Origin of the sequence: Rossellomorea vietnamensis NBRC 101237, assembly GCF_001591825.1 — a bacterium.
Classification (GTDB): domain Bacteria; phylum Bacillota; class Bacilli; order Bacillales; family Bacillaceae_B; genus Rossellomorea; species Rossellomorea vietnamensis.
Map to the genome: position 1 here is coordinate 15,991 of NZ_BCVQ01000003.1, position 13,064 is coordinate 29,054.

At 48.8% G+C, this 13,064-nt stretch carries 12 protein-coding genes; 7 read left to right on the top strand and 5 right to left on the bottom strand.

All coding sequences use genetic code 11. The annotated features are described in order from the left end of the window. Window positions 1-7: 7 nt before the first annotated feature. Window positions 8-1,225, bottom strand: a complete 1,218-nt coding sequence (locus BVI01S_RS02135) for a Ger(x)C family spore germination protein (RefSeq protein WP_061809069.1) — start codon at window positions 1,223-1,225, stop codon at window positions 8-10. Further along, complete coding sequence (locus tag BVI01S_RS02140) at window positions 1,215-2,834, bottom strand: spore germination protein (protein ID WP_061809070.1); 1,620 nt, start codon at window positions 2,832-2,834, stop codon at window positions 1,215-1,217. The genes BVI01S_RS02135 and BVI01S_RS02140 overlap by 11 nt, the downstream gene beginning before the upstream one ends. A 123-nt stretch (window positions 2,835-2,957) precedes the next feature. On the opposite strand from BVI01S_RS02140, the gene BVI01S_RS02145 reads away from it, so the two are divergent. The 4 genes from BVI01S_RS02145 (at window position 2,958) to BVI01S_RS02160 (ending at window position 7,044) form a co-directional block, all read left to right on the top strand. Beyond that, the gene (locus tag BVI01S_RS02145) at window positions 2,958-3,191 is read left to right on the top strand and encodes a YczF family membrane protein (protein WP_061809071.1); all 234 of its coding nucleotides are present in this window, start codon (window positions 2,958-2,960) and stop codon (window positions 3,189-3,191) included. Between the two features lie 186 nt (window positions 3,192-3,377). Then, on the top strand, window positions 3,378-5,594 hold the full coding sequence (gene katG, locus BVI01S_RS02150) for a catalase/peroxidase HPI (protein ID WP_061809072.1): 2,217 nt from the start codon (window positions 3,378-3,380) through the stop codon (window positions 5,592-5,594). Between the two features lie 134 nt (window positions 5,595-5,728). After that, a complete protein-coding gene (locus tag BVI01S_RS02155) occupies window positions 5,729-6,271 on the top strand; it encodes a helix-turn-helix domain-containing protein (protein WP_061809073.1) in 543 nt (180 codons plus the stop codon). Beyond that, window positions 6,268-7,044 carry a phosphatidylserine decarboxylase gene (locus BVI01S_RS02160; RefSeq protein ID WP_061809074.1) on the top strand — a complete coding sequence of 259 codons (777 nt, stop codon included), beginning with the start codon at window positions 6,268-6,270 and terminating at the stop codon, window positions 7,042-7,044. The genes BVI01S_RS02155 and BVI01S_RS02160 overlap by 4 nt, the downstream gene beginning before the upstream one ends. Before the next feature lie 325 nt (window positions 7,045-7,369). Here the strand turns inward: BVI01S_RS02160 and BVI01S_RS02165 are convergent, their stop codons facing one another. From BVI01S_RS02165 to BVI01S_RS02175, 3 genes are read right to left on the bottom strand one after another with little or no spacing between them, the layout of a single operon-like run. Continuing rightward, a complete protein-coding gene (locus tag BVI01S_RS02165; protein WP_034761604.1) occupies window positions 7,370-7,846 on the bottom strand; it encodes a DMT family transporter in 477 nt (158 codons plus the stop codon). Between the two features lie 12 nt (window positions 7,847-7,858). Further along, window positions 7,859-8,554 (bottom strand): Crp/Fnr family transcriptional regulator, encoded by a 696-nt coding sequence (locus BVI01S_RS02170; RefSeq protein WP_034761602.1) that lies wholly within the window; start codon window positions 8,552-8,554, stop codon window positions 7,859-7,861. A gap of 15 nt (window positions 8,555-8,569) precedes the next feature. Further along, entirely contained in the window at window positions 8,570-8,995 is a 426-nt protein-coding gene (locus BVI01S_RS02175) for a DMT family transporter (protein ID WP_034761600.1), read from the bottom strand. 289 nt (window positions 8,996-9,284) lie between these two features. Here BVI01S_RS02175 and BVI01S_RS02180 point away from each other — a divergent pair, with 289 nt between their 5' ends. The 3 genes from BVI01S_RS02180 to BVI01S_RS02190 are packed head-to-tail and all read left to right on the top strand — an operon-like array spanning window position 9,285 to window position 13,057. Further along, entirely contained in the window at window positions 9,285-10,772 is a 1,488-nt protein-coding gene (locus tag BVI01S_RS02180) for a spore germination protein (protein WP_061809075.1), read from the top strand. Further along, window positions 10,769-11,938 (top strand): Ger(x)C family spore germination protein, encoded by a 1,170-nt coding sequence (locus tag BVI01S_RS02185; protein ID WP_061809076.1) that lies wholly within the window; start codon window positions 10,769-10,771, stop codon window positions 11,936-11,938. The genes BVI01S_RS02180 and BVI01S_RS02185 overlap by 4 nt, the downstream gene beginning before the upstream one ends. A gap of 21 nt (window positions 11,939-11,959) precedes the next feature. After that, window positions 11,960-13,057 (top strand): GerAB/ArcD/ProY family transporter, encoded by a 1,098-nt coding sequence (locus tag BVI01S_RS02190; protein WP_061809077.1) that lies wholly within the window; start codon window positions 11,960-11,962, stop codon window positions 13,055-13,057. Window positions 13,058-13,064 lie beyond the last annotated feature (7 nt).

Here is a 13,064-nt window from a genome sequence, read left to right on the forward strand (position 1 = left end):
CTTTTCCTCACGCTTCTTCTAAACTTGAAAGAAACGATTTATTCCGCAGTCCGGCCCGGCGTATGTAGGCTTCCACCTTAATATCCACCTTTGCATCCGGAAAATAAACCTCGTTCCACATCTCTTTCAGCTTATTCCAATCATCCGGTCTCGAACGGCGGATGACGTCGTCAAAACCAAAGATGTCCGCTTGATTGGCTTGGGCCTGTTCGATCGCTTTTTTTATTTCTCCCTCAATCTCTTTCTCGATCTTTTTTTCCATCTGTGAAATCATCTTCCCATCGGTGATATCGATCGGCACATTCATCTCCCCTATGCTACCTTCGACCCGTGTGTGAATCGAGACATGTGGCCGTCCTTTTTTCATAGCACCTGACACGTTCGTTTTCTGCCGGTTCGTTTGATAGGCGATGACTTCTTTCTTTCCTTTCCAATCGATGTTGATGTCCGTTCCCTGGATCTCGTCCCTGATCCATACGGTCCCCCTTGCCGCTTTGCCGTATTGCCAATCGACTAACTTCCCGTCTTTGATAATCGCGATCCCACTGGCTTCAAGGGTGGATTCCGGCTCACTTTCCTGGATGTTTTCAGGCAGGCCCGCATGTTTCGGATCGCCAAGGAGACGAAACCCCGACACAACGGTCGCCCCTTTGGAGGAATGCAATCCTTTCATCACGTCCTGAATCGATGTCTTTACGTTATGTCCCCATTTCTTCTGGGAGAATTCCAATGTCTTCAGCACCTTATTCGCCGGTATTTTATCAACGGGGGTCAAGGTACGGAGCAGGTCTTCTGCCGAAGAATGATTCGCGATCACCATCGTCGTCGTGATCCGGAATTCATGATCCCGGTCGATGGCATCGATGAAGGTCGCCACACCCTCTTCCCTCGCAAGGTCCTCCCCGATCACGACCAGATTCGTATGGGCATAATACAGTCTCCGGGAGATCTTGCTGGATGCGCGCCTGCTTGCTTCTACTAAATTGTCACCCGTAGCCGAATAAAGCGTCACGGGCGGGCTTTGAGAACCACCGCCCCGCATGCCTCCAGCCACGTTAGCGGGATTGATGATCTGAAGCGTCATGACATACTTCCCGTCCTCCGCTTTATCGATACCCATCGCGGCCACGATGGCAAGGTCGGTCAACTCTTTCTTACTCCAACAGCCGGACAATAAGAAGGAAATGGACATGAGAATGAAGAGAATCTTTATTTTACGAGCCATTATTTCCCCCTCCTTTGCCGTCCCCATTGACCATCGTACGGGAAGCTGGCGACTTTGGACCTTGATTGGTCCCTTCCCTTACCGCATTTGCGCTTATGAGGCGCGGTCTCTGCCTGAGTGTCCACCAAGGCAGCCGTACAAAGGTATCTATATTATTCACCGGGATGAACGGAGCGAACGGGGCCATATAAGGCACCCCAAAGGAACGCAGACTGCATAAATGAACGACCATCAAAAGGAAAATCAGTATGATCCCGTAGAATCCAAAGGTCGCGGCACCGATCATGAATAAGAAGCGGATGAGACGGGCCGAAATCGCCATATCAAATGATGGCGTGGCAAAACTCGCAATCGCTGTGATCGATACGATAATGACCATCGCCGGTGACACAATGCTCGCTTGCACGGCTGCTTGTCCGATGACAAGGGCACCGACGATCGAGACGGCAGAACCGATCGCTTTCGGCAATCGGATCCCCGCTTCCCGCAGGATTTCAAACGTGATTTCCATCAGGAGGGCTTCCACGAATGCCGGAAACGGAACCGATTCCCGCTGGGCGGCAATCGCGACAATGAGGGTCGTCGGCACCATTTCCTGGTGAAAGGTCGTGACCGCCACAAAGGTCGCAGGGGCAATGAGGGAGATCGTGAACATCAAGATCCGCAGCAGCCGGATCGATGTCGCAATATCGAAACGGGCATAATAATCCTCTGCCGATTGAAAAAATTGAATGAAGAGGGCAGGGGCAATCAGCACAAAAGGGGTCCCATCCACAAAGATGGCGATCCGTCCCTCAAACAGATTCCCTGCCACTACATCCGGCCGTTCCGTGTTAAAAATCGTCGGAAACGGCGTCATCGTTTGATCTTCTATCAGTTGTTCGATATACCCCGATTCCAAAATGCTGTCGATGTCGATCTTCTTTAACCGCTGCCGGATTTCCTCGATCACTTCTTCATTGGCAATGCCATGTATGTACATCAGCGTCACATCGGTCTTCGTCACGCGACCGATTTTCATGGACTCGAGCCATAAGTCGGGGGTCTTGATGATGCGCCGTACCATCGCCGTATTGGTCCCGATCGACTCCGTAAACGCCCCCTTCGGCCCACGGACGACCATTTGAGTGGTGGATTCAGAAATGGAGCGCGTTTCGCCCCCTTTCGTGCACGCACTCAACGCCTTCGCAGTCCCGTCCACCAGGACAATCGTGTCACCTGCCATCAACGAACCGAATAGCTCCACCCACTGATCGGTCGATGACATATTCCCCACCGTCATCATGTCTTCCGAAATGAGACTGATCGCATCGTCTTCATTCAACTCTTCCTTATGATCATCCTTCATCATCGACTGCAGCAGAAACTCCTGAATCGATTGATTGTCAACGATCCCTTCCACATACACAATTGCCGTTTCAATAGAGGCGTCCTTTCCCATTTTTAAGCGGCGGATGATGACATCTGGACTGTTCCCCGTTTTCTGCCGGATCATATCGAGATTTGTGGATAATGAACGCTGTATATATTCTTCTGAAGTATCAGAAGCTTGGTTTTCTGGTTGTTGGTTCTTCTTTGGTTTACGACGACCTTTAAAGAACGAAGACATAGATTCCGGCACCCTTCTCTCATTTTTTATTACTGTAACCATAAGAGGGATATTTATGTAATTTTTAACAAAGGAATGAACCTCCATCCATGGGAGGAACCTAAGAATAGGAGCGTGATCAACATGAAAATCATGGGTATTACACTATTAATGATGGGATGTTTAATGGGCTTTTCGTTAGGCCTCGATATTCTTCAAGGGTTCGACGTGTCAGATGCCTTTCAAAATGCCGTCAGTCCATTCCGCGTCATGGAAGTGGCCGAATTGTTTGTCCTTTTCATCCTCCTCTTCCTCTTTTTTGGTGAAACGGCTTATGAGGTGATCAAGAAAAGGAAGAAAGGATCGACCAAACAATGAGCCCTTCCCAGCTCCTCCCCCCTCTTTCAAACCACCCCTTGTAAAAATTCACCATCCAGAGAAGCTTCACGCTTTCAATAACCATTCTAATCTTTTATAATGATAATTAAGAATTATTATAATTATCACACTATTTGTGTGGTAGTTTGCTTTGCCCCATATTTTAAAACAGGAAGGTGAATCGTAATGGAAAAAGAAAATCGCCCTGATCAAAAGGATCACTCCGCCGCATCCGGAGAGTGTCCGTTCACTCATCACAAGGATAGTGCCATCACGACGACGACAGCTCCTGGAGGAACGACGAACAAAGAATGGTGGCCGAACATGCTGAACCTGAGCATTCTTCGCCAGCATGACCGGAAGTCCAATCCTATGGGGGAAGACTTCAATTATAAAGAAGAATTCGCAAAGCTTGATTATGATGCATTAAAGCAGGATCTCCACAATCTCATGACAGACAGCCAGGATTGGTGGCCCGCAGACTACGGTCACTACGGTCCCTTCTTCATCCGTATGTCTTGGCACGCAGCAGGTACATACCGCGAAACAGACGGTCGCGGAGGCGGTTCATCAGGTTCACAGCGTTTTGCTCCACTGAACAGCTGGCCGGATAACGTCAACCTCGATAAAGCCCGTCGCCTCCTTTGGCCAATCAAGCAAAAGTACGGCAACATGATCTCTTGGGCGGACCTCCTCGTCCTGACAGGTAACGTCGCCCTTGAATCCATGGGCTTGAAGACTTTCGGATTCGGTGCCGGCCGCGAAGACATCTGGCATCCTGAGGAAGATGTGTATTGGGGAAATGAGAAGGAATGGCTTGCAGACAACCGTTACTCAGGTGACCGGGAGCTTGAAAATCCACTTGCTGCGGTACAGATGGGTCTCATCTACGTGAATCCTGAAGGACCGAACGGAGAACCGGATCCCCTGGGAAGTGCTCGCGACATCCGCGATACATTCGGACGCATGGGGATGAACGATTATGAAACCGTCGCCCTGATCGCAGGCGGTCACACATTCGGTAAGGCCCACGGAGCCGGTGACGCCGAGCTTGTCGGCGACGATCCGGAAGCCGCCGATATTGAAAACCAGGGCCTCGGCTGGATCAGCTCATACGGCAGCGGAAAAGGCCGCGACACGATTTCAAGCGGTGTCGACGGTGCCTGGACGACGAATCCGACGAAATGGGATAACGGCTACTTCGACCTTCTCTTCGGCTACGAGTGGGAGAAAACGAAGAGTGCAGCCGGCGCTTCCCAATGGACACCGGTCGGCATGACCGAAGAACATATGGCACCTGACGCGGAAGATCCATCCATCAAAGTGAAGACAATGATGACGACGGCGGATATGGCCCTCCGTATGGATCCGGATTACGAGAAGATTTCCCGTCATTTTTATGAAAATCCCGAAGAATTCGCTGACGCCTTCTCCCGTGCCTGGTTCAAGCTTCTTCACCGCGACATGGGACCGAAAGCACGATACTGGGGCCCAGAAGTACCGGACGAAGAATTGATCTGGCAGGATCCGGTTCCTTCAGTGGACTACGATCTTTCCGACAGTGAAGTCGCTTCGCTGAAAGAACAGATCCTCGACACCGGCTTAACCGTAAGCGAGCTTGTGAAAACCGCCTGGGCATCCGCCAGCACCTACCGTGGTTCCGACATGCGCGGCGGCGCGAACGGTGCCCGTATCCGTCTCGCTCCTCAGAAGGACTGGGAAGTAAACGAGCCGGCTCAGCTCGAAAAGGTCCTTGGTGTCTACCAAGATCTTCAAAGCAAGCTTGATAAAAAAGTCAGCCTTGCCGACCTGATTGTGCTTGGCGGGAACGCTGGCGTCGAAAAAGCGGCACGTGAAGCTGGCTTTGATGTGACCGTCCCATTCTCACCTGGACGCGGGGACGCAACGGCGGAACAGACCGACGCCGAAAACTTCGGAGTATTGGAGCCTGTATCAGACGGATTCCGAAACTACCAGAAGCAGGAATACGCCGTCAGCCCGGAAGAAATGCTTGTGGATAAATCACAGCTTCTTGGACTGACTGCCCCTGAAATGACTGTCCTGATCGGCGGCATGCGTGCATTAGGCGCCAATCATGGCGATTCAAAACACGGCGTCTTCACGGACCGCGTCGGTACCCTGAACAACGATTTCTTCGTGAATCTGCTGGACATGGGCATCGAATGGAAACCGGCCGGCTTCAATCAGTATGAAGGCCGCGACCGCAAGACCGGTGAAGTCGTGAGAACGGCTACGCGCTTTGACCTTGTGTTCGGTTCGAACTCCGTGCTCCGTGCCCTGGCAGAAGTGTACGCGCAGAATGATAACCAAGAAAAATTTGTCCGTGACTTTGTTGCCGCATGGGTGAAGGTGATGGATGCAGACCGGTTTGATTTAAGATAATGTGTGTAGTGGGCCTCTTCCTTGATGGGAGGGGCTTTTTTCATCCTGTCTCCACGTCCCCAATATTCCATTGACAAATCCCCTCCCCTCCATTATTATCAATATCGATAACAATAACAAAAGGATGTAATCGAATGACCCAAATAGATACCGACCTATTTCTCCACCCGGTCCGAATGCGGATCATCCAACACCTTTCAAAGGGGACCGCGACGGTACATGAGCTGAAAGAATGGATGGCAGATGTCCCGCAGGCCACCCTTTACCGGCATTTGAATCGACTGACGAAGAATAAGATTATTCATATCGTCGATGAACGGAAAATCCGGGGTGCGATCGAGAAAACCTATGCCATGCAGGAAGACAGCCCCTATATGACCGTAGAAGAATTGGAGCAGCTGTCAGGCGAAGAACATCTTAAACTGTTCATGACCTTTCTTTCCTCCGTGACCGGACAGGCCAGGAGCTATCTTCTGAACGACCCGGATCTTGCCCGGAATTACTTCGGATATAACCAGCTGGACCTTTACGTGACACCGGACGAGCTCAAAGAATTGACTGAAGGCATGAATGAGCTTCTGAGTAAATTCAAATCGAACAGACCGACGGATGAAAACGAAAAGATTTCCCTCATCCAAATGCTTATCCCAGAACCTAAAGGACGTGACCATACATGATCAGGACAAAATTTTACCGAAAAATATTTGAATTAAACGGCCATCCCATCATCGCCAAAGGATTACGCTCATTCGCCGAATCCAAGATGAGCAAACCGTTCATCGCTTCTTTTGCCAAAGTCTATAAGTTGAACATGGAGGAAGCCACGCGGGAACTCCGAGAGTACGGTACCCTTCATGACATCTTTACAAGGGAGCTGAAGCCCGATGCCCGACCGGTCTCAGGTTCTGAGGGTGCATTCGTCAGCCCGTGCGACGGCTATTTATCCGTTGTCGATGATTTGACTATGGAAAGCACATTTACGGTCAAGGGACAGGATTATACCGTGGAAGAACTGCTGGGGTCTCCGGCCAAGGCAGAAGCATATGCCGGAGGAAAGGTTCTTATCTTTTACCTGAGCCCCACCGATTATCACCGGGTTCACGTGCCGATCGATGCCACCGTTGAAGAAGTCTACACACTCGGTAGACACGCCGATCCCGTGAATGAGCTCGGACTGACCCACGGTGTCCGTCCCCTCACACGTAATTACCGCCTTGTTTCCCGCTTTGATGTGGATGGATCGCCTCTTGCCCACGTCATGGTCGGGGCGCTGAACGTGAACTCGATCGTCCGGACGAATACGGCTGACGTTGTCCATCGGGGGGATCCCTATGGATACTTCTCATTCGGCTCGACGGTCGTAGTTTGTGTGCCGAAAGGAAAGTTCAGCTTCACCCGGGAAAAAGGACCGGTGAAGATGGGGGAAGAAATCGGGAAGTGCCATTCTTAAAAAGGGTGCCTCACTTATGCGTGGGGAGTTCATGTTCAGCACCAGACTTGGTAGATAACCGGAATATCTCCGCTTATATAGGAATGAATCGTTAAGAATGCTGAAATAGACGGAAATATTCCGCCTATTCACTTAAAAAATACAAATATAAATGTTTTTTCGAGGTGTAAGCGGAATATTTCCGCTTATTCATCCCCAAAACAGCTTCCATCCTACATATAACCGGAATATCTCCGCTTATTTTACCGTAACTGCTTCTACTACAAAAATTAAAAAACGCCTGCTCCCCACCAAGGGACAGGCGTTTTTCCTATGTGACCGGGCATCAAGCCCCGATACTCTCACGTACTTCTTCCTCTTTTACTTCCGTCCGCTTCTCCAACTTATACACAAGCACCCCACCGATCAACAAAGCGATTCCGAGCATCTTTTCCCACGACAATGAAGACGGTTCAAACCCGAACCAGCCTCCCGTGTTAACGATGAACGCGATCGTGATCTGCGAAATAAGTGCGATCGAGATGGCATACGCCGGTCCAATCAAGGTGACTCCCCTCATCAGGAAAAACACAATTCCGACACCGAACACCCCGCTGAATAGAAACACAGGATTGACGCCGCTAAAATCAAACAAACTCTTATCTTCCATACTATAAAAAACCGGCAGCGAACAGACGAGACCGAGTCCAAGTACCAGGCTCGTGGTGGCCCATGGTCCCGTCTTTTCACTGACACGTGCGTTGAATACGTTTTGCAGGCTGATTAATATACCTGCGATGATGGCTAATCCGATTCCGAACATATGAGATCCTCCTTATTCATAGATGTTTCCTTTTGCAAGAGTGCTGAGTTTATCCAGATCCTTGATGGTGATGGAGCCGTTGACCCGTTCGATGAGGTCATCTGCCGCCATCTTCTTCAGCACCCGGTTCAAATGACGATAGCTCGTGCCGATCCATTCGGCGAGTTCCATAAGGTTCGACGTATGCATCTCCTGATGAAACATGGTCCCTTCCCCTGCTTCCGAAATCGACAGCAAGTAGCTTGCGAGGCGCACTTCGACGGGGTACAGCATGTGCATGCTCGTGATATGGGATTCCGTGTAGAACTTGTGGGCCACCGTATCAAACAGAAAGCGCATGATGGCGGGATTCTCCTTCTCAAGGGCAGCCAAATCTTCGAAACACACCGACAGGAACACCCCGTCCGTGACGGCTTCAACCGAATTGAGAACCGCCGTTCCCTTCGAATATTCCACATCCCCGATCAAGGCAAGGGGCCGCTTGAACCGGTTGATCAATAGCTTTCCTTCCGGTGTATGGGTGAAAATCTTGATCTTCCCTTCCATGAGGCAGTACAGTGCATCTAGTTCTTCACCTGTTGAAAAAAGGACATCTCCTTTTTCAAAGGAATAGATATGGATATGTTTTCTGAATTCAGCCGGAAATAAATCGTTCAGCTCAAATTGAGTAATATATTGGTCTGGACTTGCACCTTGAATTTCTTTCATCATCCGACTCCTTTTCTACAATTGAAACAGGATGACTCCTGCAAGCATCATCGTAAGTCCGACCACCTGCCGCGTTGTAACCGGGATTTTCTTTTCCCCGAACCATCCTTTAGACTCGATGAGAAAGGCCGTCCCGATCTGTGCCACAAGCAGGATCGCAATCGCCGCTGCCGGTCCGATCGTGTGGATCGCCGTCAGTTCCGAGAACACCACGATCACGCCGAACGTACCACCGATCAAGTACAGGAACGGCACCTGTCTGAAGCTCTTCCCTTTTCCATCCCTTGTTTTCATATATATGGTCATCGAAATCGCAAACGCCACGAGGTGGACCATCGACGTCGTATGCCACCCTCCGATCGCGTCACTCATCCGCGCATTGAAAATTCCCTGCATCGTAATGCAAAGACCCCCAAACAGGGCAAAAATAGCACCTTTCATCGTTCATCCTCCTATTCTTTGTTCTATTAAATAGGAGGTGGTGATTTTGTGAAAGGACATATGTCCTAAGGTTGTGCGGATGGGGGATTGGGTATGCGTTTTCATATGTGATTCCTTGAGCTTGGATCATTTATCAGCGTAAACGGATTTTATCTGCCAAATTTCAAATTCATTAGCGAAATCCCTATTTTATCAGCCAAAACAACCCCAAAATTCCCCACCCACAAAGAATGACATCCGCCCCTTCCGCACATACTATCCTATCGACACTACCAAAAGGGTGAGCGGAATGAATCAGAACCATTCAGGCAATTTAGCAGATAAAGTCTCGGAGCTCCTTGCATGTTTCGGGGAAAGTTCGGATGTCAAAACCCGTTTTTTAACGTTACCCGGCGACCATCTGTCTGTCTGCCTCCTTTACATAGAAAACATCGTGGATACGATGGCCATTCAGGAACATATCATTGAACCTTTGGTGCAAAAACCGATGCCCGAAGGAAAGGAATCATTTTTCCCTTTTATCATACAGGAGGTCCTTCAGATCTCTGATATAGAGGTCGTTCAAGACATGGACAAAGTCCCTGATAAGCTGGTGAATGGATCCACGGTCATTCTCTTCGATGGAGAGTCAGAGGTTCTTTCAGCTGATACTTCCAAATGGGTGGAGAGATCCCTCTCCAATCCGAAGGGACAGCGTACGGTCCAGGGCCCGGATATTGGCTTTACGGAGAGCCGCAGCGGGAATGTAGCTCTTATCCGGAAATACATCAAAAACCCGACGCTCCAGGTTCATACCGAAACCTATGGAAAGATCACCAATACGTCTGTCACACTTGTTTATCTTGAGAATATGGTCGATTCCGAAATATTATCAAGCATCCAACAAAAGCTGAACGACATGTCCTATGATTCTGTCATCGGTTCGAATTATATTACCGAGTATTTGACAAAAGAGTCAAAATCCCTTTTCCCGTTAATCTTGAACTCTGATAGACCGGATGTGGCGGCAGCGGAGATTTTGGAGGGGAGGGTGTGCATCGTGGTGGACGGTACCCCGTTCGTGCTGATTGCACCAGCTGTCCTCATTCAGTTCTTCCAGTCGCCTGATGATTATTACTTAAGCAGCGAAGCCACTAAATATGTGCGGCCATTGCGGTTTATTTTTTTCTGGTTGTCTCTTTACATACCCGGATTGTATGTGGCCTTCACGACCTTCCACAAAGGTCTCCTGCCGGTCAATTTATTGGTTGGTTTCACGGCACAGCAGCAAGCCGTACCTTTTCCCACCGTATTTGAGACCCTACTTGTATTAAGTTTGACAGACGCCATTTATGAAGGGTCAAGTCGTCTTCCACAGAATCTCGTCATCACCATCTCGCTGTTTGGTGCCATTGTTTTCGGTCAGGCATCAGTGGAAGCACAGCTTGTACAGCCTGTCACCCTGGTTATCATCAGTATATCGTTCACCTTTTCAAGCATCATCCCGATTGCTGCTTTAAACTATTCGGTCCGGATCATTAAGATCAGTTTGATCTTGATCGGAGCCCTGCTTGGATTATACGGGATCGCTCTATTCACATTACTTCTCTTGGTTCATCTCTGCTACCTGAGATCGTTCTCGGTCCCTTACCTGGCACCGATTTCACCCTTCTCACGTCAGGACATGGATAAGGATGTCTTCATCCGGAAACCGATGCCAGAAATCAACCATAACATTCCTGTTTTTCATAAAGAAGAACAGATGGAAGATCAGCCGAAAAAGGAGAATGACTCGTGAATCTATCCAAACTGCGTCTCATCACGATTTTATTCATTCTGTTGGGAACCATTGTTGTGGGATATATAAAGGCCAACCAATTAAATGAAGTAGAATTGGTCTCCGGCCTCGGGATTGACCAGATAGATGGTCAATATGCCGTTACCCTGCAAATCTTCAACCCTTCTGCCAATCAGAAGAATTCGGTGGACCCGACAGGCGGATTCACCTACACCCAGAACGGCAAAACCATACCGGAAGCCATCGAAAAAATCAAAAAAGAAAGCTTGAAGGAACCAATACTCGATACCCTGCAAGTGGTCATCCTGGGCGAAAAGCTTGCGAAAGAAGAGGGCATGAATGAAACATTGGATTTTCTGGTCCGCAATCCCCGTGTACCGGCGAGCATTAACACCATCATTGTCAAAAATGATAGTCCCGAATCCTTTTTAACCTTGTTCACCCCCCAGGAGAAACTGACAGCCCTCTATACCAATACGATGCTGAGGAATTCAAAAGCCGTCTGGGGAAGTCTCGTGAATACATCATCGGAGCGCATCATGAGTTATTTAACAGACCGTACATCGGATATCGTCGTACCGTATGTGGAAATTCATGGCGACCTCGCTAAAGGGATGACGAAGGAGAATATCGAAAAATTCTCCCCTGCTTCCCATATTTCCCTCGAAGGGTTTGCGACGTTTAAAGGGGAGAAGCTGAATTCCTACTTGACCAACGAGGAAAGCAATACATTAGCGCTTATGAGAGGGGTTAACCAGGTTGTGAACATTTCCGCTCCATGCGGGGATTCACATGATGAATTCACGATCGATACCATCTCCACCTCTGCCTCCCTGAAAGCAGACACCGAACCAGTTTCTTTTCACTTAAAGGTGAAGATCAAAGGAAACCTTGATCAACTCGGGTGTGGGAAAGATCTGACAAAGCTTTCTTCCCAAAAAACACTGGAACCACAATTAGAAAAGAAGATCAAATCCGATATGGACGCAGTCATCAAGAAGTCTAAGGAAGACGGTACAGACGTCCTTGGACTGAAGGATGCCCTATACCGGCAAGAGCCGAAGATGTGGAAAAAGAAGCGGAACGAGAAAGATTTTCTATCAACAGTGAATGTGGACACCAGCGTCAAAGTGGAATTCATTCGTTTCGGCCATATCAAACAATAAACCAGAAGGAGGATGGAAGACATGAATAAGGTATCCATGTCCGCGCTTGAGTTATGTTCCATGATGCTTCTCTTCCTTACAGGGAGCACGATCGTAGTCGGTTTGAACTTTACTGCCCTGGAAGACAGCATCCTGGCGATTGCCATGGAAGTAGGATTTGGGATCATTTTATTCTACTTCTATCTTCTTATCGCGAAGAAGAGCTCCTGGAAGGAATTCGTCCCCCTTTTGGAGATGGGGTTCGGTTCCGTCTTAGCCAGGATCCTGGCCGTCTTATTCAGTTTTTACTTCTTATACATAGCGGCAAGGGTCATGAATGACTTTGCCTTTTTCACGACCCAGATCCTTTATCCGGATGCCCCAAACTGGATTGCCTCCGTCCCGTTCTTACTCGTTGTCGGCTATAGCGCGATGCTCGGAATTGAAGCGATCTCCAGAAGCGCTGTCATCATGACCTTCTTTTTTCTATTGATCCTGGTCGTATTATGGCTCCTCGGTTTCTTTTCGGAAGAATTCCAGGCAAGGTACCTCCTGCCACTCTTCTCACATGGATGGAAACAACTAGGAAAGATGATCTTTCCTACAGGTCTGACTTTCCCTTACGGAGAACTCGTTGTATTCCTTGTGTTTCTACCATACGTTGCTCATAAAGAGAAAGTACAGAAAGTCGTGTGGATTCCCATCGTCATTGCAGGCATGATCATCATGATCACCATGGAACTGATCATAGGGATCCTTCATGCCCCTTTCGCCAACACCTACTATTTCCCTTTTGTGAAAGCGATGGAATTGATCTCCTATTTAGGAATCATCCAGAATATGGAAATCTTCACGTATCTTCTTTTGATCGGTGGAGGATTCATTAAAGTATCGGTATTCATCTACGCTGCACGGGTCGTCCTCACCCAACTGTTCAAGAGGAAGCAAAAGAATTGGCATGTCTTCATTTTAATGGGAGTCGTGTACCTCCTCTCCCTACACCGTAGCGGCAACATCGCAGAGCATTTATATGTGGGACTGAAGCTCGTCCCCTACTATCTCCATATTCCGCTTCAATTCGTCATCCCCTTGTTATTGGGCATCGTGGTGTTTTGGAAGACGAGAAAACGAGCTTCATAAAAGAGAC